23 protein-coding genes are annotated in these 22,153 nt (G+C 64.1%); 16 read left to right on the forward strand and 7 right to left on the reverse strand.

The genetic code is table 11. The annotated features are described in order from the left end of the window. The first annotated feature begins 32 nt into the window (after positions 1-32). From AC5RV1_RS02140 to AC5RV1_RS02210, 15 genes are all read left to right on the forward strand, one after another. On the forward strand, positions 33-1,472 hold the full coding sequence (locus AC5RV1_RS02140) for an MFS transporter (protein ID WP_493993341.1): 1,440 nt from the start codon (positions 33-35) through the stop codon (positions 1,470-1,472). Between the two features lie 354 nt (positions 1,473-1,826). After that, entirely contained in the window at positions 1,827-2,222 is a 396-nt protein-coding gene (locus AC5RV1_RS02145) for a YidH family protein (RefSeq protein WP_493993342.1), read from the forward strand. Positions 2,223-2,227: 5 nt separating this feature from the next. Then, complete coding sequence (locus tag AC5RV1_RS02150; RefSeq protein WP_493993343.1) at positions 2,228-2,572, forward strand: DUF202 domain-containing protein; 345 nt, start codon at positions 2,228-2,230, stop codon at positions 2,570-2,572. 83 nt (positions 2,573-2,655) lie between these two features. Beyond that, positions 2,656-3,399: an IclR family transcriptional regulator gene (locus AC5RV1_RS02155; RefSeq protein ID WP_493993344.1), complete on the forward strand. Its 744-nt coding sequence runs from the start codon at positions 2,656-2,658 to the stop codon at positions 3,397-3,399. 116 nt (positions 3,400-3,515) lie between these two features. Then, positions 3,516-4,706 carry a 4-hydroxybenzoate 3-monooxygenase gene (locus tag AC5RV1_RS02160; RefSeq protein ID WP_493993345.1) on the forward strand — a complete coding sequence of 397 codons (1,191 nt, stop codon included), beginning with the start codon at positions 3,516-3,518 and terminating at the stop codon, positions 4,704-4,706. Positions 4,707-4,763: 57 nt separating this feature from the next. Beyond that, the gene (gene pcaH / locus AC5RV1_RS02165) at positions 4,764-5,630 is read left to right on the forward strand and encodes a protocatechuate 3,4-dioxygenase subunit beta (RefSeq protein ID WP_493993346.1); all 867 of its coding nucleotides are present in this window, start codon (positions 4,764-4,766) and stop codon (positions 5,628-5,630) included. Between the two features lie 4 nt (positions 5,631-5,634). Further along, positions 5,635-6,201, forward strand: a complete 567-nt coding sequence (pcaG, locus tag AC5RV1_RS02170) for a protocatechuate 3,4-dioxygenase subunit alpha (protein WP_493993347.1) — start codon at positions 5,635-5,637, stop codon at positions 6,199-6,201. Continuing rightward, complete coding sequence (locus AC5RV1_RS02175; RefSeq protein WP_493993348.1) at positions 6,198-6,437, forward strand: hypothetical protein; 240 nt, start codon at positions 6,198-6,200, stop codon at positions 6,435-6,437. The genes pcaG and AC5RV1_RS02175 overlap by 4 nt, the downstream gene beginning before the upstream one ends. Before the next feature lie 116 nt (positions 6,438-6,553). Then, complete coding sequence (locus AC5RV1_RS02180; RefSeq protein WP_493993349.1) at positions 6,554-7,372, forward strand: alpha/beta fold hydrolase; 819 nt, start codon at positions 6,554-6,556, stop codon at positions 7,370-7,372. Then, positions 7,369-7,794 carry a 4-carboxymuconolactone decarboxylase gene (gene pcaC, locus AC5RV1_RS02185; RefSeq protein WP_493993350.1) on the forward strand — a complete coding sequence of 142 codons (426 nt, stop codon included), beginning with the start codon at positions 7,369-7,371 and terminating at the stop codon, positions 7,792-7,794. Before AC5RV1_RS02180 ends, pcaC begins: the two co-directional genes overlap by 4 nt. Further along, a complete protein-coding gene (locus tag AC5RV1_RS02190; RefSeq protein ID WP_493993351.1) occupies positions 7,791-9,020 on the forward strand; it encodes a thiolase family protein in 1,230 nt (409 codons plus the stop codon). The genes pcaC and AC5RV1_RS02190 overlap by 4 nt, the downstream gene beginning before the upstream one ends. A gap of 2 nt (positions 9,021-9,022) precedes the next feature. After that, positions 9,023-9,706 carry a 3-oxoacid CoA-transferase subunit A gene (locus tag AC5RV1_RS02195; RefSeq protein ID WP_493993352.1) on the forward strand — a complete coding sequence of 228 codons (684 nt, stop codon included), beginning with the start codon at positions 9,023-9,025 and terminating at the stop codon, positions 9,704-9,706. Between the two features lies 1 nt (position 9,707). Further along, the gene (locus AC5RV1_RS02200) at positions 9,708-10,388 is read left to right on the forward strand and encodes a 3-oxoacid CoA-transferase subunit B (protein WP_493993353.1); all 681 of its coding nucleotides are present in this window, start codon (positions 9,708-9,710) and stop codon (positions 10,386-10,388) included. A gap of 443 nt (positions 10,389-10,831) precedes the next feature. After that, the gene (locus AC5RV1_RS02205; protein ID WP_493993354.1) at positions 10,832-11,479 is read left to right on the forward strand and encodes a hypothetical protein; all 648 of its coding nucleotides are present in this window, start codon (positions 10,832-10,834) and stop codon (positions 11,477-11,479) included. Further along, positions 11,476-11,781, forward strand: coding sequence for a transcriptional regulator (locus AC5RV1_RS02210; protein WP_493993355.1), 306 nt, complete (start codon positions 11,476-11,478; stop codon positions 11,779-11,781). The genes AC5RV1_RS02205 and AC5RV1_RS02210 overlap by 4 nt, the downstream gene beginning before the upstream one ends. 996 nt (positions 11,782-12,777) lie before the next feature. Here the strand turns inward: AC5RV1_RS02210 and AC5RV1_RS02215 are convergent. From AC5RV1_RS02215 to AC5RV1_RS02235, 5 genes are all read right to left on the reverse strand, one after another. Continuing rightward, the gene (locus AC5RV1_RS02215) at positions 12,778-13,356 is read right to left on the reverse strand and encodes an adenylate kinase (protein ID WP_493993356.1); all 579 of its coding nucleotides are present in this window, start codon (positions 13,354-13,356) and stop codon (positions 12,778-12,780) included. Between the two features lie 654 nt (positions 13,357-14,010). Continuing rightward, positions 14,011-15,147: a bifunctional 2-methylcitrate synthase/citrate synthase gene (locus tag AC5RV1_RS02220; RefSeq protein WP_493993357.1), complete on the reverse strand. Its 1,137-nt coding sequence runs from the start codon at positions 15,145-15,147 to the stop codon at positions 14,011-14,013. A gap of 29 nt (positions 15,148-15,176) precedes the next feature. Then, complete coding sequence (gene prpB, locus AC5RV1_RS02225) at positions 15,177-16,082, reverse strand: methylisocitrate lyase (protein WP_493993358.1); 906 nt, start codon at positions 16,080-16,082, stop codon at positions 15,177-15,179. Continuing rightward, positions 16,083-17,603, reverse strand: a complete 1,521-nt coding sequence (locus tag AC5RV1_RS02230; protein WP_493993359.1) for an MmgE/PrpD family protein — start codon at positions 17,601-17,603, stop codon at positions 16,083-16,085. 13 nt (positions 17,604-17,616) lie between these two features. Then, positions 17,617-18,258 carry a GntR family transcriptional regulator gene (locus tag AC5RV1_RS02235; protein ID WP_493993360.1) on the reverse strand — a complete coding sequence of 214 codons (642 nt, stop codon included), beginning with the start codon at positions 18,256-18,258 and terminating at the stop codon, positions 17,617-17,619. 170 nt (positions 18,259-18,428) lie between these two features. Between AC5RV1_RS02235 and AC5RV1_RS02240 the strand changes: the two genes are divergently transcribed. Beyond that, on the forward strand, positions 18,429-20,330 hold the full coding sequence (locus AC5RV1_RS02240) for an AMP-binding protein (RefSeq protein ID WP_493993361.1): 1,902 nt from the start codon (positions 18,429-18,431) through the stop codon (positions 20,328-20,330). Positions 20,331-20,975: 645 nt separating this feature from the next. Here the strand turns inward: AC5RV1_RS02240 and AC5RV1_RS02245 are convergent. Beyond that, positions 20,976-21,236 carry a hypothetical protein gene (locus AC5RV1_RS02245; protein WP_493993362.1) on the reverse strand — a complete coding sequence of 87 codons (261 nt, stop codon included), beginning with the start codon at positions 21,234-21,236 and terminating at the stop codon, positions 20,976-20,978. Positions 21,237-21,453: 217 nt separating this feature from the next. Next, positions 21,454-22,146, reverse strand: coding sequence for a GntR family transcriptional regulator (locus AC5RV1_RS02250; protein WP_493993363.1), 693 nt, complete (start codon positions 22,144-22,146; stop codon positions 21,454-21,456). Positions 22,147-22,153: the final 7 nt, after the last annotated feature.

Genomic DNA, 22,153 nt, shown 5'->3' on the forward strand with positions numbered 1-22,153 from the left:
CAAAGACTTCCCCTTCAACGATTGGGCATACCGTGTCTGAAACTCCCCTTACCGGCGCCACGCCGGGCGCCGCGGCCTCCCGCGATCCCCGGACCTGGTCCCGGGCCAAGCGCAACCGCTATGGCTGGTTCATGACGTTCAGCCTCCTTTTCCTGATGATGCTCAGCTGGGCGGACAAAGCAGTCCTCGGCATCGCGGCCGTGCCCATCATGAAAGAACTGGGCATCACTCCCGAGCAGTTCGGCCTTGTGGGCAGCGCCATGTTCCTCACCTTCGGGATCGCCCAGATCGTCGCCGCACCCATCGCCAACAAGGTATCGAGCAAGTGGATCCTGCTGGTCCTGTGCCTGCTGTGGTCCGTGGCCCAGGTTCCCATCCTGCTGTTCGCCTCCCTGCCGGCCCTCTGGGCAAGCCGCCTGCTGCTTGGCGCCGGCGAGGGTCCTCTGGCGCCGGTGCTGATGCACGGCATCTACAAGTGGTTCCCCGAAAAGAAGGGCGCCACCCCGGCCGCTCTTGCCTCATCCGGCGTGACCTTGGGCATTGTGGCCTTCGCACCTGTCCTTGCCTGGGTCATCGGGCAGTTCGGCTGGCAGACGGCCTTTGCACTGCTGGCCATCGTGGGACTGGTCTGGTCCGTCTTCTGGGTCATCGTAGGCAAGGAAGGACCCTACACCAGCCGGAAAGCCGAACAGGAAATCGACGGCATCGCAGCGGAAGAAACTCCCGTCGCAGCAGAGCCCAAGATCCGCTACTGGCGCACCATCCTCTCCCCCAGCTGGATCTTCGCGGTCCTGGCATCCTTCTTTGGCTACTGGACCTTCACCCTGGCCATGTCCTGGGGGCCGGCGTACTTTCAGAACGTCCTGGGCTTCAGCGGACAGCAATCCGGTGCCATGATCGCGCTGCCCGCTGCTTGGGGAGCTATCGCCACAGTGGGCCTCAGCGCCCTGACCCAGCGCCTGCACATAAAAGGCGTTCCCACCCGGAAGGCCCGTGGTTGGGTACTCAGCATCTCCGCGGCCTTCGCGGGAGCCTGTCTTGTGGCCGCAACCCTGACCACCTCACCGGTCATGTCTGTCATCCTCATGGTCTTTGGCTTCGGAACGGCACCTGCACTCTTCGCCATCACCTACCTGGTCGTCGCTGAGCTGACCACCATCGCGCAGCGCGGCGCAAACCTCTCCATCGCCAACGCGGTGCTGACCACGGGCGGAGTGTTCGCACCTGCGGTGTCGGGATTCCTGATTGGCGGTGCGGCCACCCCGGCTGAAGGTTACCGGGCAGCGTTTGCCCTGGCTGGCGGCCTCCTGCTGGTCTTCGGAGTCCTGGCTCTGCTTTTCATCAACCAGCAGCGTGACCGACGCAGGCTTGGCCTGGAGGTAGCCGATGATGCCGCTCCGGCAACGTCCACTCTAGCCGCTTCCACCACGGCCACTGGCTTGGAAGTAACCCCTGCAAGCACCAAGGCTTAGGCCCCAACCGCCCCGGAGCGAAGGCCGGGACCGGAACAGCGATTGCTCCGGTGCCGGCCTCAACCCGAAACTCGCGTTCCCACGAGAGGATGCACCGCGTGAAGCCCATCGTCACCCGCCCGACTGCCAGGCCGAGCCTCGAGGTCGCGGCGGTAAAAACTTCATTGCAATTGGCTGCCGACATCGACGACATTATTGCCTCGCCTTGGATTGGACTTCACTATAGGCACGAGTTTTTGCTGCACTACAGGCACGAATCGCTGGAACTGGCAAGCACCATGGCAGACAGACCGAATATGCACGACAAAGGATCTTGCGTAGGGGCAACTGCCGCTTCCTCACCTTGGCGCTCTAGTGGGTTTTGAAAGCGACCCCAGCCAGCCTCCGCAGCGGGGAAGGCTCGCCGAACGAATCCTGCCAGGCGGAACCGAACCCGATCCCCGCTTCACGCTGGCCAACGAGCGGACCTTCCTGGCGTGGATCCGCACGTCACTCGCCCTCCTTGCCGGTGGCATAGCGATCGAGGCGTTCACGGCGGACCTGTTTCTTGAACCGGTACGAAAAGGCATAGCTGTCCTGCTGCTTCTGCTCGGCATGCTCCTCAGCGGAGGAGCCGCTATGCGTTGGCTGAAGGTGGAGCACAGTATGCGGCACAAGGCACCCCTGCCCCTGCCCCTGATTGTGCCCCTGCTTGCCGCGGCGGGGGCACTGGCTGCCGCCGTCGTGCTGGTCTTCATCGTCTTGCCCTGATTTCTATGAAATCGAAGCCCAGCGGATCACAAGGTGGAAAGCACGGGGACCCCGGGCTGCAGCCGGAGCGGACAACCCTTGCCTGGGGCAGGACGATGTTGGCCTTGGTGACAGTCAGCGCCATCTTCCTGCGCTGGCTGCCCCAGCATGGCTTCCCCGTCCTGGTGCTCATCGCGGTGTCCGCCAGCGCAGCCTCGGCCATCTACCTCACGCAACGCCCTCGTTACAAAACCAGCTCCTACGGGATTTCATGCGAAGCGGCCGCCCCCGACATTTCCGGAGTGCTTTGGACCGCTTTCGCCGCCATGGCACTGGGCGCACTGGGTATGAGCGTCGTCCTGATACCTTGAACATGCTGTCTGGGACGACTCCCGGCATAGTTCTTCTTTCAGTCCCAACCTCATGAGGTCGCGTTCTATCGGAGGGTTTGCAGGTGGCGAACTCGAGTTCAGGGGATTCCATGGTGGACCGGATTGTCCGGCTGCTCTCGGCCTTTCCGCAGGATGTTAACGCCTTGCAGTTGTCCGACCTGGCCCAGCGGGCTGGTTTGCCGTTGACCACCACTCACCGCTTGGTTCAGCAGTTGGCAGGCCACGGCCTGCTGGAAACCCTGCCGGGGGGATCGGTACGTCCGGGGTTACGGTTGTGGGAGCTGGCGAACCGGACCTCCCCAACCCTTGCCTTGAGGCAGGCAGCGATGCCCTTCATGGAAGACATCCAGCAGGTGCTCAACCAAAACGTAAACCTGGCAGTGCTGGACGGCTGGGAGGCGCTCTTTGTGGAAAGACTGTCAAGACGGGGGTCCGTGGCCAACCGTGCCCAGGTGGCAGGCAGGATGCCGATCCACATCTCCTCTGCAGGGCTGGCGCTGATGGGGCACCAGGACAAGGCCCTGCAGGCCGAATATCTTGGGCAGTTCAAGGACCCCGACGGGAAGGTCACCAGGGACGCCCTCCGGGCGCTGCTCAGCGAAACGTCCCGTCAAGGTTTCGCCCAGCTGGCTGGCGTCGTGGATCCTGACACCTGGGGCATCGCCGTCCCCGTGCTCAACCGCAGGCAGCGGGCGGTGGCGTCCCTCGGCGTCGTGGTTCCCTTGCGCGAGATGCGCCTTCAGGCACTGGTGCCCGCGCTGCAGACTGCCGCCCGGGGCATCTCCCGCAGTCTTGGGGATTCCTGACACCACTCCCATTGAACGGAATTGGCGTAACGGCAGTCACTGTTTCGAGCGCACACTGGGGGCAGGCCAATATCCACTGCACCGCTACGCGGGCCCGCAACGAAGCGAGAAGAACCATGGCAGCACGCAAGATCATCTCTACCCAGGTGGCCATCATGGGCGCCGGCCCGGCCGGGCTGATGCTCTCCCACCTGCTGGCGAAAGCCGGCATCGATTCCACCGTCATCGAGGTCCGCAGCCACAAGGAAATTTCCGAAACCGTCCGCGCCGGCATCCTCGAACATGGAACGGTTAATATGCTCGTAGACAACGGAGTCTCGGACCGGGTCCTGCGGGACGGGGACCGCCACGACGGCATCGAACTGCGCTTCAACGGCGAAAGCCACCGCGTCGACTTCAAGGACCTCGTGGGGGAATCCGTGTGGCTCTACCCGCAGACCGATGTCTTCCTGGACCTCGCCGCGCGCAGGAACGCCGACGGCGGCGACGTCCGGTACGGCGTCACGGACACCACCGTGCATGACCTGGAAGGAAAGCCGAAGGTCTGGTTCACCGACGCCGGGGGCGCGGAGTTCGAGATCCAGGCCGACTTCCTGGTGGGGGCAGACGGCTCCCGCAGCCACTGCCGGTTCCAGATCCCGGAGGCGAACCGCAAGTGGTACTTCCACGAATACCCGTTCGCCTGGTTCGGGATCCTGGCCGAAGCCCCCCGCAGTTCCGATGAGCTGATTTACGCCAACTCCGCCAACGGCTTCGCCCTGATCAGCCAGCGCACCGAAACCGTCCAGCGGATGTACTTCCAGTGCGATCCCAAGGAAAACGTCGCAGAGTGGGACGACGACCGGATCTGGGCCGAGTTCCGCAGCCGGGTCAACGGCAACGGCTTCGAACTCAAGGAAGGCCCGGTCATCGAGAAGATGGTGCTGCCGTTCCGCAGCTTTGTCCACACGCCCATGCGCCACGGAAACCTCTTCCTGGCAGGTGACGCAGCGCACACCGTGCCGCCCACCGGTGCCAAGGGCCTGAACCTGGCCATTCATGATGTGAAGGTCCTCTTCGAAGGATTCGACAGCCACTACAACTCCGGGTCCGGCCGACTGCTGGAGACGTACAGTGACCGTGCCCTGGAACGGGTATGGAAGGCCCAGCAGTTCTCCTACTGGATGACCACCATGCTGCACACCCCAGCTGACGCCGACGATTTCTCCCGCGCCCGCCAACTCGGGGAACTGCACTCCGTCGTCTCCTCCCGGCACGGGATGGCCTACCTGGCAGAGGCTTATACAGGCTGGCCCGGCCTGGTGTAGAGCACAGCAACGCCCGTAACCGCCCCGACCAACCACCAAATCAGATAGGAGTCCGCCGTGCTGCACGAAGTTAACGCCCAGACGGACGAGCTTGTCCCGGCTGCCGAACCCGAAGCAGGACATGCGCCGCTGGACCGGGCTGTGGAAACACAGCAGGACCTCAGCGCAGAAATCAACGGCCTGGCTGATGCTTACAAGCGTGCGCTCAAGGACGGTGCCCCGGCCGAGACCCAGCCCCGGCTGGACTACCCGCCGTACCGCAGCAGCATCCTGCGCCACCCCACCAAAAGCCTGCACCACACGGACCCGGAGACCATCGAGCTGTACTCTCCGGCCTTCGGGCACCAGGACGTGCACGCCCTGGAATCGGACCTGACCATCCAGCACAACGCCGAGCCTCAGGGCGAACGGATCATCGTGGCCGGCAAGGTCCTGGATGGTGACGGGCGCCCGGTGGCCGGTCAGCTCGTGGAGATCTGGCAGGCCAACGCCTCGGGCCGCTACATCCACAAGCGGGACCAGCACCCTGCGCCGATCGATCCCAACTTCACGGGCATTGGCCGCTGCATCACCGGCCCGGACGGCTCCTACCGTTTCACCACCATCAAGCCCGGCGCCTACCCGTGGAAGAACCACCTGAATGCCTGGCGGCCGGCCCACATCCACTTTTCGCTGTTCGGCACCGAGTTCACCCAGCGGATCATCACGCAGATGTACTTCCCCGGCGACCAGCTTTTCCCGCTGGATCCGATTTACCAGACCATCGTGGACCAGGACGCCCGGGACCGGCTGGTGGCCAGCTACGACCACAGCCTCACCGAGCCGGAGTGGGCGTTGGGCTACAACTGGGACATCGTCCTGACCGGTCCCAAGCGGACCTGGACCGAGAACGAGGCGCTGGGCGCAGAAGGTGACGAGGAATAGGCACATGGGCAACCAGACCACACAGCTTGTCCCTACGCCCGGCCAGACCGTGGGGCCGTTCTATGGCTACGCGCTGCCGTTCGAGAAGGACAACGAACTCCTGGCCCCGGGCTCGCCCGGTTCCATCCGGCTCCAGGGCACTGTCTACGACGGCGCCGGGGAGACAGTGCCGGACGCGATCCTGGAGATCTGGCAGCCGGACGCCGAGGGCAGGATCGTCCAGAAGACGGGGTCCCTGGTTCGTGACGGTTACACCTTCACCGGGTGGGGCCGCGGCTCCGTGGGCTACAGTGGCGTGTTCACCTTCACTACTGTCAACCCCGGCCCCACCAAGCCGGGCGCGGCACCGTTCATCTCGGTGGTCATCTTCGCCCGCGGCCTGACTAACCGGCTGTTCACCCGTATCTACCTCCCGGAAAACGAGGAGGCGCTGGCCAACGATCCGTTGCTCAGTTCCCTGGACCCGGAACGCCGGAAGACGCTCATTGCCCGCCGCGATGCCGACGGCGGCCTGACGTTCGATATCCGCCTTCAGGGTGAGGGCGAGACGGTCTTCCTGGATTTCCAGTGACTGACGTGAACCTTGCCGGTGGAACAGACGTGGGCCTGCTGAGCCCCGTCTCGGCGTCGCCCCTGGTGACGGCGCTGACCGGGGACCCCGCCGTGCTGGCGGCAATCCTCTCCGTCGAGTCCGGCTGGGCCGCGGTACTGGAGAAGGCATACATCGCTGACCAGCCAGGACGTGCTGCACTCCACGCGGATGCTGGTGGCCCCGGAACACTGTGCACGCCGTGTTGGCTGACCTGAAAGACACGTCTTCGGCTACCTGGGCGAGGCCGCGGAAGTTTCCCGCCGCATCCTGGCCGCCTACCAGGACTTTTTGCCCACAGCATCTGCAGAAACCGACGCGAACGGAGCCCGCCGTGGCTAAACCAGCCATGAAAACCGCACTGCTGTCGCCCCAGCGGCCCCTTGGCGACCACCCCCTCCTGGTGGTCGGTTCTTCCCTGGGTACGTCCTCCCTCCTCTGGAACCGGGCAGCATCCCTGCTGGGCAACGACTACGACGTGGTGGCGTGGGACCTGCCCGGCCACGGCGTCTCACCAGCCGCAACCGAAGCGTTCGACGTTTCGGACCTGGCAGAGGCCGTGGTGGACCTGATTGACTCCATCGCCCCCGGTGAAGCTTTCCACTACGCCGGCGTTTCCCTGGGCGGTGCCACCGGATTGCAGCTGGGCATCAAGCACGGTGAACGCCTTAAGAGCCTCTCCGTCCAGTGCAGCGCTGCGAAGCTCGGCACACCCGAGGCGTGGCTGGAACGCGCCGGAACTGTCCGCAGCCAGGGCACACCGGTGATGATCCAGGGCTCGGCGCAGCGCTGGTTTGCCCCGGGCTTCATGGACCGGGAGCCCGAGCTCAGCAGCAGGCTCCTGCACGCCCTGCGCGACGCCGACCGAATCAGCTATGCCTACTGCTGCGAAGCCCTCGCAGCCTTTGACGTCCGGGAAGAGCTGGAGAGCATCCGCGTCCCCACCCAGGTGATCGCCGGAGCACTGGACGGCGTCGCACCGCCGTCACTGGCCGAGGAAGTGGCGGCAGGCATCACGGCCGGCGGCGGCACCGCCACGGCCGTCACCCTGGAGGGCGTGGCTCACCTCGCTCCTGCCGAAGCACCCGCCCACGTTGCCGAACTGATGCGCAGCCTTCTCTCCTGGGCCGAATCCCGGGGAGCAGCGAAATGAGCGGGATCGAAAGGCACGGAGTAGTCCAGCCGGACGCCACCAGCCAGGAAATTTACAACGGCGGCATGAAAGTCCGGCGCGAAGTCCTGGGCGACGCGCACGTGGACCGCACCAACGCCAACAAGGACGACTTCACCGAAGACTTCCAGGACATGATCACGCGGATCGCCTGTGGTGGCATCTGGACGCGTCCGGGACTGACCCGGCAGATGCGGTCCGCCGTCACCATCACCGCCATGGTGGCGCACGGGCACTTGGAAGAACTGGCCATGCACATCCGCGCGGCCCTTACCAACGGCCTGAGCAGGGACGAGATCAAGGAAATCCTGCTGCAGACCGCCATCTACTGCGGAGTCCCCTCTGCCAACACCGCCTTCAAGACTGCCCAGCAGGTCTTTCGAGAAATGGATACAACCCCATGAACCAGGCTTTTGTGTACGACGCCGTGCGCACCCCGTTCGGCAAGTTCGGCTCCGGCCTCGCCGCGGTCCGTCCGGATGACCTCGCTGCGCATGTGATCAGGGAGTCCGTGACGCGCGCCCCCGCCCTTGACCCGGAGCGGATCGATGAAGTGGTGTTCGGCAACGCCAACGGCGCCGGTGAGGAGAACCGCAACATCGCCCGGATGGGGACGCTGCTGGCCGGGCTGCCGGTGTCGATTCCCGGCACGACGGTGAACCGGCTCTGCGGGTCCTCCCTGGATGCGGCGATTATCGCGTCCCGCCAGATCAACGCCGGTGACGCGGAGCTGGTGCTGGTGGGCGGGGCCGAGTCGATGTCCCGCGCGCCGTGGGTGCTGCCCAAGACCGAGAAGCCGTACCCGGCCGGTGACATGACCCTGGCTTCCACCACGCTCGGCTGGCGGCTGGTGAACAAGGCGATGCCCAAGGAGTGGACCATCTCCCTGGGCGAGGCCACCGAACGGCTGCGGGAGAAGTACAAGGTCACCCGGCAGGCGCAGGACGAGTTCGCGGCCAACTCGCATAACCTGTCCGCCGCCGCGTGGGACGAAGGGTTCTACGACAATCTTGTTGCGCCGGTTCCGGGGACTGATTTGGTGCGGGATGAGGGGATCCGCCCGGGTTCCACCGCGGAGAAACTGGCCGCGTTGAAGACGGTGTTCCGGAACGAGCCTGAGGGCGCGGAAGTGGGCGGCACGGTCACGGCCGGGAATGCTTCCCCGTTGTCCGACGGCGCCTCCGCGGCCTGGATCGGATCCGAGAGTGCCGCCGGGCTGCTTGGGCTTGAGCCCCTGGCCCGGATCGCGGGCCGCGGTGCGCACGGCAATGATCCGCAGTACTTCGGGTTCGCCCCGGTGGAGGCGGCGAACAAGGCCCTCGCGAAGGCGGGCATCGGTTGGGACCAGGTGGGCGCCGTCGAGCTTAATGAAGCGTTTGCCGCGCAGTCCCTGGCGTGCATCAATGCGTGGGGCATCGACCCCTCCATCGTGAACCGGCACGGCGGGGCCATCGCGATGGGCCACCCGCTCGGCGCGTCCGGAACCCGGATCCTGGGCACCCTCGCCCGGTCCCTGCAGGTTTCCGGTCAGCGCTGGGGTGTGGCGGCGATCTGCATCGGCGTCGGGCAGGGCCTGGCCGTCGTGCTCGAAAACATGACCGCCACCGGCACCAACACAGGAAGGGCCTAGCCATGCTGCACTTTGTAGATTCGGTCAACGAGGCCGTGGCCGGGATCAAGGACGGTTCCACCGTGATGATCGGTGGGTTCGGCAACGCCGGGCAGCCCTTCGAACTGATTGACGCGCTGATGGACTGCGGCGCGAAGGACCTGACCGTGGTGAACAACAACGCCGGCCAGGGCGACCAGGGCTTGGCGCTGCTGATCAAGGAAGGCCGGGTGAAGAAGATGATCTGCTCCTTCCCGCGGCAGTCCGACTCCTGGCACTTCGACGCCAAGTACAAGGCCGGCGAGATCGAGCTCGAACTCGTGCCGCAGGGCAACCTTGCCGAGCGCATCCGCGCCGCCGGCGCGGGGATCGGCGGGTTCTTCACCCCCACCGGGTACGGGACCATGCTGGCCGAGGGCAAGGAAACCCGGATCATCGACGGCCGCGGCCAGGTGTTTGAAACCCCCATCCACGCCGACGTGGCACTGATCAAGGCGCTCAAAGCCGACGGCAAGGGCAACCTCGTCTACCGCAAGACTGCCCGCAACTTCGGCCCGATCATGGCCGCGGCAGCGAAGCTCACCATCGTCCAGGTCTCCGAGATCGTCCCCACCGGCGGACTGGACCCGGAAAACATCGTCACCCCCGGCATCTACGTCAACACCATCGTCCGCGTAACCGGCAAGATTGCAGAAAAGGTGGCCTGAGATGAGCACACAAACCAACAACCAGACCAGCATCCAGACTTCCGCTACACCCATGGGCCGCGACGACCTGGCCCGCCTCGTGGCCCGCGACATCGCCCCCGGTTCCTTTGTGAACCTCGGCATCGGCCAGCCAACCCTGGTGTCCAACTACCTCACCGCAGAGCAGAACATCACCCTCCACACCGAGAACGGGATGCTCGGCATGGGACCGGAAGCCACAGGGGACCTGATCGACGGGGACCTGATCAATGCCGGCAAGATCCCCGTCACTGAACTCCCCGGGGCGTCTTACTTCCACCACGCAGACTCCTTCGCGATCATGCGCGGCGGGCACCTGGACATCTGCGTCCTCGGCGCGTTCCAGGTCTCCGCCACCGGCGACCTCGCGAACTGGCACACCGGGGCACCCGGTGCCATTCCTGCCGTCGGCGGTGCCATGGATTTGGCCACCGGCGCGAAGGACGTCTTCGTGATGATGACCCTGCTCACCCGCGAAGGTGCCTCCAAAATCGTGGAAGCCTGCACCTACCCGCTCACCGGCGTCGGCTGCGTCACCCGCGTCTACACGGACAAAGCAGTGTTCCTCACCGGACCCGATGGCGTCACCGTCCGCGAAACCTTCGGCTGCACCCTCGAAGAACTCCAGGAACTCGTCCCCGTCCCGCTCGCAGCCGCGGTGTAGCAGCCCAGCAGGACCAGAGAGCGGTAGATATCGGAAGAAGCGTCTAGCGTCAGCACCATAATTTCGCAGTACCAAGGCATAGCTCTAAACACGGAGGGCCCGTCCAGACCGGACTACACCCAAAGCTGACACACGGCTCCTAGCCTGTTCCTCAGAACAACGCGAATTCATCTATGTTTGAACGCGAAGTCAGGTCCGCCCGCCCACAGCCGGGGACAATTCTCACAGGTTACCCACCGCTACCGCTGCCAGGGAGCTACCCCAACGGCTCCCAATTTCCAGCCGTGGATAACCCGAATTGACCCCAGCCATGGACGGATCAAAGGCGCCACCAGTTCCGGCCGAGTAATCAGTAAGCACGGCATCCGGGCGCGGCAAGTTAAAGGAATATCCATTATCGGCTTTTCAGAAATGGCGGGGAGTGGGTCAAAAGAGCCTTCTTTTTGCCTGCCGATCAGAGTTCTTTCGGCCGGCGGCTGCCCGCGCCCGGGTCTTCGCAGCAAAAGGGCTGCGTACTGCCATTTTCCGGGGTTTCCTCCCCCGGACCCAAAGGCCTCGCCATTCCGATCCAGCAACCGTATGTGAGTTGCCGAACCGGCAAGTCTTTTTATAGACTTTCCAGCATGGAAAATAACTTGGAACGGCACCCATCGTCAGAAGAGGCCGCCGCCAACCTCCAGGACCTCGCTGCTGACCGGTTGGCCCTGGCCGATGGGGTGCATGTCCCGAAGATGCTACTGGCCGGGCTTGGAGGCGTTGCGGCATGGTGGGTGGCCACAGGTGCGGTGGCTAACCCGGGCGAAAACTACGAGCCCCCAGCGTCCGGATGGTTGGGGTTGGCTGCAGCGCTGGTAATAGTTCACTTGATCGGTCGCGAAACCGGAATCCGCTTCCGCAAAACGGGTCCACGTGCAGTACTCTTGACGGTCGCAATTCTCGTGCTTTGCCTGATCCTCTTCTCAGTCTCGCTCGGCCTGGTTTCCTACGGCGCGCGCTGGGCGGTCGTGCTGACCAGCCTGTCCGCCTTCGGTTTAGTCACCTGGCTCGCTGGCATCGCCTTCCGCTCAGCACTGGATCAGCTGCGCAAATGACTAAAGCCCGGTTCGACGACCTCATTCACGCGCCCGTGCGGCTACGCATCTGCGGATTGTTGCTGCAGGTTGAGCAGATGGACTTCACTGTGCTGCGCGACACGCTCAACATCTCGGACGCAACCCTCTCGAAGCACCTCAAGACACTGGTTGAGGCCGAATACGTCAGCCTAAGCAAGGCCACATCGGCCTCGCGTAGCGATGCCCGCCGCTTGACCTGGGTAACTCTCACCACTTCTGGGCGGAAAGCCTTCAACGCGCACCTGCGGGCCCTACAGGAAATTGCCGGCATTGCGGATTGAATGTGTTCACCTAGCATCGAGACGGAAAGCGCTGCTAGCAGGCAGCCAATATTGCGGTGCCGATAGCTGTCCTTGCCCCGGATTACGAGTTGAGCGCTGAGACTAGAGCTTTCCTGCAACGAGCGCGACACAGGCTGACGAGCATGGATAAAGCGTCTGCAACAACGGAACGTCCCGATCACCGGACATACACTGCCATGACCCGGGAGGGCGAAGCAGCTGTAGGCCGCATCGCCATATGGGCCGCATACGTGGAACAGCACCTGGTAGACCTGTGTGCAGAGCTGATCAACGAAGGCAATGCGGCGGTTGGACATACCGTAACTGCGAACATGAGCGCCTCATCGATGATTCAGCTTGCAAGGAAACTTCTGGTCGAATCCGATTACATGTGTGTCCTTTTGGGCACACGTGACCCGTTCTACAGATGTGACGGGCAAAAGCACAGCGTCCGGAACCTGGAACCAGAGAGACCACGCACTGGCTGGTTCCCCGACGGAATCAGGAAACGTAAGACAATATCCTTAGCGGGCAGCACCGTTCTTGGTGCCAGTCCTGACCGAGTCCACTGTTGCCCCTGCACCGATCTTCTAGGTCTGGCCCGCCTGACTCAGGTCCAGACATCAAAGCGGTTCGAGGTCTAGCAGACTTGCACTTTTGCCGTGCATTCGCGATAAGGGTTACGGAGGCAGCAGATCCATCCCCCGGTCCTTCCGAATCTCGAATTCTTCGGACAGGCGCACCGTTTCGGCGAGGTCGTTCAGTTGTTGGATGTTACGACTGAGAAGAACGACATCGCATCCCTCCTGGGTCAGTACGAGAGGGCTTCCCGCCCTGTTCCCTGTGAGGCCTCCGTAATGACAGATTCTTTCCCCAGAAGTTGCAGATCCTTTTGCGCTTCCTTCGAGGACTGATGAGAAGGCCAAACTTCCAGCGGCGGCGTCGCCACCTGAGCTCCCGACAGATGGCAGGACGCCGGCCTTCCTCTTGTCTGGCTTAGGCCATCTGAGTCTCCCTGATGGACTTCACAACGCGCTCGGTGACCTCGTCGATCTGGCCGATGCCGTCAACCTGGGTCAAGATGCCGCGTTCGGCATAATGGGCCACCACGCCCTCGGTCTGCTCGTGGTAGAGGTCCAGGCGGTGGCGGATGACGGCCTCGTTGTCGTCACTGCGGCCGGTTTTCGTGGCACGGCCCAGAAGCCGGGCCACGAGCTCCTCGTCGTCAGCGGTGAGTTGGAGGACGACGTCAAGCTTTTGGTCACCGCCTGCCAGGATCTGGTCAAGGTAGTGAACCTGTGCGGTGGTGCGCGGGTAACCGTCCAGCAAGAAGCCGTCCTCGACGTCGGTCTCGCTGAGGCGGTCGCGGACCATCTTGTTGGTCACGTTGTCGGGAACGAAGTCCCCGGCATCCATGTACTTCTTGGCTTCGACACCCAGCCGGGTCTGGCCTCTAACGTTGGCGCGGAAGATGTCGCCGGTGGAAATCGCAACGATGCTGAGGAGATCTGAAATGCGTTCCGCCTGCGTGCCCTTGCCCGAACCCGGTGGTCCGATAATCAACATTTTGGTCATTGCAATAGCCTTTCGTAGTGACGCTGCTGTAGCTGCGCGTCATTTGCTTGACGGTTTCCCGGGCCGCACCGCATCATCAGGACTGTGAGGTAATCTCCGGAGACGTTGCCGGACTCGGTTGCCGCGATGGAAGGTTAGCCGTGCAGAATTCGGGCCACGGATTTTCATGACCGCAAGTCGTTGCGGCCCGCGCAGGGCGGGACGTTCTGGTTCGCAGAAGCAGGGGCAGGCCGTTAGGTGATTTGTTCTTGTCAGACTCGGGCTGCGCCCTGGAGAGGGCCGGGGGGCAAATCCCAGGGGTAGCGGGCGTAGAGCTGATACCCCTCGGCTCTTTCCACCATTTGGCGCTGCAATGGCCCAGCGGCTGCGATCCAGAGCATGGAATTGTCAGGCATAACCTCTTCGACCGTTCCTGTTCTGATGAGCTCACCGTGACGTCGTACTTCCACGTATTGGCCTAAGAGGCGCTGCCAGTCCGGCTGCAAGTGAAGATCCACGGCGTCCTGTCGGTTCCGGTATTGCTGAAAAGTGCGGGCTGGTTACTGAAGTATGGGCTGGTAAAGCGGTGAGGCGCCCAGAACGTTGCGATAGTTGATGATCCGGGTGACCATCGGCGCGCCTCACCGCAGCTAGGGGCCGGCTTGGTTCTGCCGGCTAGAGGGACCGCTGCTCCACGCCGTTGTAGGCGCTCAGGGGGCGGATGAGGGAGTTCGATGCGGCCTGTTCCATGATGTGGGCCGTCCAGCCAGTGATGCGGCTGGCAACGAAGATGGGGGTAAACATCTGTGTGTCGAAGCCCATGAGGTGGTAGGTGGGCCCGGCCGGATAGTCGAGGTTCGGTTTGATGGCCTTGGCCTCATCCATGGCATGCTCGAGTCCGTTGTAGAGTCCCAGCAGTTCAGGCCGCCCGTAGTGGGCGATCATTTTGTCCAGGGCTGCCTTCATGGTGGGCACGCGGGAATCGCCGTGCTTGTAGACGCGGTGGCCGAAGCCCATGACCTTTTTCTTGTTCGCTAGGGCATCTTCCATCCAGGCCTTGGCCCGTGCCGCTGCTTCCTCGAGGGATTCCTCGGCCCGGATGCCGATCTCCTCGAAGGTGTGCATGACGGCTTCGTTGGCGCCGCCGTGCAGGGGGCCCTTGAGCGCGCCAATGGCCGCTGTCACGGCAGAATGAAGGTCGGACAACGTGGAGGTCACCACCCGGGCCGTGAAGGTGGAGGCGTTGAAGGAGTGCTCGGCGTAGAGAATCATCGAAACATTGAACGCCTCGACGACCTCCGGCACGGCTTCCTCACCGAAGGACATCCAGAGGAAGTTGGCGGAGTAGCCAAGGTCATCCCGGGGTTCCACCACTGCTTGCCCGCGCCGACGGCGCTGGTCGTAGGCGACGACTGCCGGCATGGCCGCCCAAAGGTCGATGGCCTTGTTCATGTTGGCCTTGGGGGAGGAGTCCTCCGCCAGTTCGTGCCGTGCCCCCAGAACCGAGGCCGCCGTGCGGCAGACATCCATGGGGTGGGCGTCGGTGGGCAATGTGTCGATGATGGCCTTGAGCGCGGGGTCGAGCGCGCGGCCGGCCCGTTCCCGGGCTGTGAATTCCGCGAGCTGTTCCGGGGTTGGCAGTTCGCCGTTCCACAACAGGTATGCGACTTCTTCGAAGCTGCATTTCGCGGCGAGTTCCTGGACCGGATAGCCCCGGTACAGCAGGGAGTTCGTGTCGGGGTTGACCTTGGAGACGGCGGTGTAATCCACCACGACGCCTGCGAGGCCCTTCTTGATCTCTGTGTCAGCCATGCTGAACTCCTTCGTTGCAGTTCCTTGTACTAGCGGGTGTGGGGGATCTGGAAGTTGAAAATGCCGGAATCGAATTTGTTGTAGGCCTCGTAGTCCACGAGGTCGTACAGGCGGGCCCGGGTGAGCATTTCCGGCACCCGTACCTGCTGCGTTCCCAGGCTCTTTAGCGTGTCCAGGACCCGTTCGGCGGCGCCCATGGCACTGCGGAGCAGGGTGACGGGATAGATCACCATGTTCACGCCTACACCCTGGAGTTGTTCCGTGGTGAAGAGGTCACTTTTGCCGAATTCGGTCATGTTGGCCAGGATGGGCACGTCCACGGCGTCGCGGATGGCCTGGAACTCGCTGAGGTCCTTCATGGCCTCCGGGAAGATGGCGTCCGCTCCTGCCTCAACGAGCGCCCGTGCCCGCTCCTGCGCAGCCTTTAGCCCATCCACGGCGCGGATGTCGGTGCGTGCCATGATGAGGAAGTTCGGGTCCCGGCGGGCGTCGGCGGCCGCGCGGATGCGTTTGGTGGCGGTGTCCAGGTCGACGACGTTTTTGCCGTCGAGGTGGCCGCAGCGTTTGGGGTTGAACTGGTCTTCGATGTGCAGCCCGGCAAGGCCGGCGTTTTCAAGTTCCTGGACGCTGCGGGCCACGTTCATGGGTTCGCCGAAGCCGGTGTCGGCGTCCACGATTGCGGGCAGGTCAGTCATCCGGGCAATCTGTCCGGCCCGGGTGGCGACTTCTGTGAGGGTGGTCAGGCCGATGTCCGGGAGCCCGAGGTCATTGGCGAGGACCGCGCCGGAGATGTACACCCCGGCGAAGCCCTTCTCCTCGATCAGCCGGGCCGAGAGCGGGTTGAACGCTCCGGGGAACTGTTGGATGGTGCCCGAGTTCAGGATCTCCCGCAGCTTGATGCGCTTCTGTTCGGGCGTGGTTTTTGAGTACAACATTTAGAACAGTCCCTTCGGGGCGGCGGTGAGGTCGATGACGCCGGGTGCGGCGGTGATGTTGAGCTGGTCCAGATCGCCTGCTGCGAGTTCGGGGAGGCGTTCGACGGCGGCGAGGAACCTTTCGATTTCGGCCTCCTCCACGAGCCCGGCGGCGAGGGTGCGGTACTTGTTGATGTACTGCTCACGGCCGAAGGGGCGGGCTCCGAGCGGGTGTGCGTCAGCGACGGCGATTTCATCGCTGATGACGGTCCCGTTGGTGAGGGTGATTTCCACTGAGCCGCCGAAGGCCTTTTCCGCGATGTCCAGGGAGTGGTACCGGCGGGTCCACTCCGGGTCTTCCTCGGTGCTGACTTTCTGCCACAGCTCCACCGTGTCGGGGCGGGCGGCGCGTTCAGGGGCGTAGGAGTCCACGTGGTGCCAGGCGCCGTCCTGCAAAGCGACAGTGAAGATGTAGGGGATGGAGTGGTCAAGGGTTTCCCGGGACGCGGTGGGGCTGTACTTCTGCGGGTCGTTGGCGCCGGAGCCGATGACGTAATGGGTGTGGTGGCTGGTCCTGATCAGCACGGACTGCACGTTGGCCGGGTCGGTGGCCTCGGGGTGCTCGCGGTTGAGTTTCCGGGCCAGGTCGATCCACGCCTGGGCCTGGTATTCAGCGGAATGTTCCTTGGTGTAGGTGTCCAGGATGGCCCTTTTGGCCTCGCCCGGTGTCGGCAGCGGAACCATGTAAGAGGCGTCAGTACCGTCCAGCAGCCAGGCGATGAAACCGTCCTCGCCTTCGTAGATCGGCACCGGGGAGGTCTGGCCGCGCATGGCCCGGTCCGCGGCTTCCACGGCCATCTTGCCGGCGAACGCCGGGGCGTGGGCTTTCCAGGTGGAGATTTCGCCCTTGCGGGACTGGCGCGTGGCTGTGGTGGTGTGCAGGGCCTGGCCGACGGACTGGAAGATGGTTTCGACATCGAGCCCGAGCAGGGTCCCGATGCCTGCGGCGGCTGACGGGCCGAGGTGGGCGACGTGGTCGATCTTGTGCTTGTGCAGGCAGATTGCCTTGACCAGGTTCACCTGGATCTCATAGCCGGTGGCAATTCCCCGGATCAGATCCTGGCCGTTGGAGCCGACGTGCTGGGCAACGGCCAGGATCGGCGGGATGTTGTCCCCGGGGTGGGAGTAGTCTGCCGCGAGGAAGGTGTCGTGGTAATCCAGTTCGCGGACCGCGACGCCGTTGGCCCATGCCGCCCATTCCGGGGAGACGCGCTCACCGATACCGAGGACCTTCGCGCCCTGGCCCCCGGTCGACGGGCCGTGGGTGAGGGCCTGCGCCCGGGCAGCCACGATCGGGGCGCGGTTCAGCGAGGCGATGGCCACGGAGGCGTTGTCGATGATGCGGTTGATCACCATTTCGGTGACGTCGTCGGTGACGGCAACCGGGTCGGCTGCCACCAGGGCGATCTTGTGGGCCAGCTGGTCCTCGCGGGGAAGGTTTTCCTCGCTCTTGTACACGCGGACGTGGTGTTCCTTGACCATGGGGGGCTCCTTGCTAATGTGGTGTATGGGTGGCTTTGACGTGGGAAAGACTGCGGTGCAGGTGCACGGTGGTGGCCGCTGCTGCCAGGCGCGGGTTGCGGGCCGCTATCGCCTCGGCGATGGCGGCGTGCTCCGCCGCCGCTGCGGTCAGCCGCTCGGCGTCGTCGGCCGCCAGCCTGCGGACCCGCACCAGGTGGACACGGAGGCTGCGCATGGCCTGGGCCAGGTAGGAGTTGGAGATGGCGGCGTCGATCGCTTCATCGAGCCGGCGGACAAGAACGTAGTAGTCGTGGCGCGCCGGATCATCGCCGGTGATCATGGCCGGCGCTTCGAGCAGCTCCTTCTGGAGCTGCTCGAAGAGTGCGGCGTCGCCCCGCTCGGCAGCCAGCGCCGCTGCCTTGCACTCGAGTGTTTCGCGGAGCTCGAACAGCTCATCGATATCAGCCAACGAAATATCGGTGACGACGACGCCACGGCCGCCCGCCGCCGCCGTCAGCCCTTCCGCCGTGAGCCGGCCCAACGCTTCCCGGAGCGGGGTCCGCGAGATGCCAAGGCGTTCGGACTGCTCAACTTCGGCGAGGACAGTGCCGGGCAGGAGCCGCCATTCAATGATGTCGTCCCGCAGGGCCGCATAGGCCTTGTCACTCGCGCGCAATCCTGCCTCCTTCACTGGCGTCGAGATCCAGTGTATACACAGTCCGCCGCCTTTGCCCAGTCTTACCCGTAAAAGCGGGGTTTATGCCATTTTTGTATACAAAACTCTTGTGTCATCCGATCGTCTCGGGCTACCATGAGCCGCATCACATCGTCGACGGGATTGAATTCATGGTTACCAAGAACTACCGGGACAGCTACGCACACAGCCTGGAGGAGCCCGCGGAATTCTGGCTGGACGCCGCCCGCAAGATCTCCTGGTCGACCCCGCCGCGCCACGCTATCGACTCCAGCAGGGCACCGCTGTACGGCTGGTTCCCCGACGGCGTCCTGAACACGTCCTATAACGCGCTGGACCGGCACGTGGAGGCCGGCCGTGGCAGCCAGGATGCCCTGATCTATGACTCCGCCATGCTGGGAACCCAGCGCCGCTACAGCTATGCGGAACTGACGGACCTCGTGGCCCGGTTCGCCGGCGTCCTGCGCAGCCGCGGCGTGGGCAGGGGCGACCGCGTCGTGATCTACATGCCGATGATCCCCGAGGCCGCAATCGCCATGCTTGCGACCGCCCGGCTGGGAGCTGTGCACTCCGTCGTCTTCGGCGGCTTCGCCCCCAAGGAACTGGCCGCCCGCATCCGGGACGCCGCGCCAGCAGCGGTGGTCACGGCTTCCGGCGGCATCGAACCCTCGCGCCGGATCGAGTACCTGCCCGCCGTCAAGGAAGCCCTCGGCCTGGCCGGTACTGAAGGCCTGCCGGTCCTGGTCAAGGCCAGGGACGGCTTCGCCTCCTCCGTGGCGGACCACGCCGGTTGGCTGGACTGGGATACCGAGATGCGCACCGCCGTGCCCGCCGCGCCGGTCGACGTCAAGGCCACGGACCCCCTTTACATCCTCTACACCTCCGGCACCACCGGCGCGCCGAAGGGGGTGGTACGGGACAACGGCGGCTACGCCGTCGCGCTCGGCTGGAGCATGGAAAACATCTACGACGTCGGTCCCCGTGATGTCATGTGGACGGCCTCCGACGTCGGTTGGGTCGTGGGGCACTCCTACATCGTCTACGGCCCGCTGCTGGCCGGCGCCACAACGGTGATCTACGAAGGAAAGCCCGTTGGCACGCCCGACGCCGGCGCGTTCTGGCGGGTCATCCAGGACCATAAGGTCAACGTACTGTTCACCGCGCCCACCGCCCTGCGCGCCATCCGAAAAGCCGACCCCGAGGCGAAGCTGCTGGAACGGTATGACATGTCCAGCCTGCGCACCCTGTTTGCGGCCGGTGAGCGACTGGATACCGACACCTTCCACTGGGCCTCCCGCGTGCTGGGAGTGCCGGTAGTGGACCACTGGTGGCAGACCGAGACCGGCTGGGCCATCTGCGCCAACCCGCGCGGGCTCGACGACCTGCCGATCAAGCCCGGGTCGCCCAGCGTGCCGATGCCCGGCTTCAGGCTCAACATCGTCGACGCCGCCGGCGGGAACGTCGAGGACGGGACGGAAGGCAACATCGTTCTGGGGCTGCCGCTGCCGCCGGGCACCCTGACCACCCTCTGGGGCAACGACGAGCGCTACATCTCCTCCTACCTGCAGGCCTTCGAGGGCTACTACGCCACCGGGGACTCCGGCTACCGGGACGAGGAAGGCTACCTCTACGTGATGGGCCGAACCGACGACATCATCAATGTCGCCGGGCACCGGCTGTCCACCGGCGCCATGGAACAAGTCATCGGCCAGCACCCGGCAGTGGCCGAATGTGCCGTGATCGGCCTCGCGGACCCGCTGAAGGGGCAGCGGCCAAGCGGCTACGTCGTGCTCAAGTCCGGCGTCGACGTGCCCGAGGAGATCCTGGTCAAGGACCTGGTCGCCCTGGTGCGGCGCGACATCGGCGCCGTGGCGGACTTCAAGCACGTCACCGTCGTAGAGGCCCTGCCCAAGACCCGCTCGGGAAAAATCCTGCGCAAGACCATGCGCCAGATCGCCGACGGCGACGAATACATGGTGCCGTCCACGATCGAAGACACCGGCGTGATCGAGAAGCTCATCGAGACCCTGCGCCCCGCCGCCGCGGGCGATTAGCTCCGGGGCACCGGCGCGGGTAGGCGGGGAGCAAGGCCCCTTACCCCGTCGGCAGGAGCCAGCGGTCACGGAGGCTTCCTGAGAATGCAACCCGAGTCCGTAGGCTGAGCCTGCGTTTCCCGCGCTGGCTGCCCGTGCTCATGGTGCATTCGGCTAGTGACGTGCACGCCGAGGCATCCCCGGTGACACTTCCCTTGGCAAGAGTCAGCCTAAACTACACCAAAGCTGACACACGGTCCCTCGCCTGGTCCTCGGAACAACCGGGGATTGATCCGACTTGGAACGAGAAGTCAGGTCCGCCCGCCCACAGCCGGGGACAATTCTCATTAGGTTATCCACCGCTACTGCTGCCAGGGAGCTACCCCAACGGCTCCTGCTTCCAGCCATGGATAACCTGAATTGACCCAGCCATGGACGGATCAGAGTCGGCTCCAGTTCCGGCCGCGTGTTCAGCAGGCACGAGTTGGCCCGGCCGAGGCAGGCTGACGGAATATCCGTTATCGGCGTTCTAATGAGTCGAGAACAAGAAGCCGAAGAGAACGCGTCTCTAAACGCCTTCTCACGGAGCACGGCCGACCACCAGGCTTCACGTTCAGCGTGCTGCAGCCGCCCAGAGCCGGGGACAGTCCTCATAGGTCATCCACCCTATGAGTCTGCAGGCGGCCCCCTATAGACGTGCAGGCCGTCATTTTGCAGGAAGAGCACTCGACCTTTTCCTTCATCCTGGTAAAGCCAAAGAGCGCTGCCGTCGAGGGCAAGCATGTCGATGGTTCCTTGTGCGATGGTCTTGCCGTGACGGTGAATTTCGATGTAGTCGGACTTTGCTAGCTTGGCCCAGTTAAGTATGGGTTCTGGATTACGGGAGCCTCCCCGCCCTGACTTGGTCGGGTACTGGTAGGTTGTCATGCCCAGTTCCTTGAATGATGTGTGTGAGTTGGAGGAGGCAGGGCGACACTGCAGCCGCCCCGCCTCTCTCGCGTTAGCCTTGTCCTGCGCCCGACTTTCGGGGTGCTGTTGCGAAGGCATGCAGGATCAGGGCTCACGCATGCCGGAACTGGTTCCGGCAGTCAATAAAACGGTCGGCCCGGGTTAAGGCCGTTTCTGCCGCCTGGAGCGGTGAGCGCTACCGCTGGGACCGGTGGTTTGTCAGCGGATGTTGCAGGGCCGTCTCTCGGAGAAGCTGCAACCGCAGGGCACGCGCCGTTTCCATGTGCTGCCGGGCAATTTTTCCGGCCGCATCGCTGTCTTGCTGTTCGATGGCATGAATTAGCGCCTCATGCTCATCCAGGGATTCAGCCCAGCGGTTTCCGGTGGAGAGAGTGGACCGTGGTGCGTGGATGAGGTGCGTTGACAGGCGGTCCAACAGATCCCGAAGGACCGCATTGTGAGCGCAGTTCCACACGGCGGCATGGAACTCGAGGTTGGTTGTGATTCTGGTGTGGTCGTCCGGGTCGTGAAGTTGCCTGTCGCGCTGCAGCAGGGCATCGAGCCGCATGAGGTCCGGGAATTGACGGGCTTTTGCTGCTTGCCGCGCGGCTTCTTCCTCAAGGAGGATGCGCATGTCATAGATCTGGATGACCTGCTGCGGGTCTACCTCTGGAACCTGCAGACCCCTGGCTACCCGCTCAAGGAGACGCTCGTGCTGGAGGCGGGACAGCGCCTCCCGGACAGGTGTCCGGGAGACGCCGAAGCGTTCAGCTAGTGACGTTTCGCGGATAGCGGTGCCGGGTTGATGGACTCCGGACAGGATTTCGCCGCGCAGTGTCAGGAAGATGGTTTCGCCATCCACGCGTGGGGCTGATGCTGTATCCGTCACTTGACTG

Source organism: Arthrobacter sp. Hb9-2, assembly GCF_059091165.1.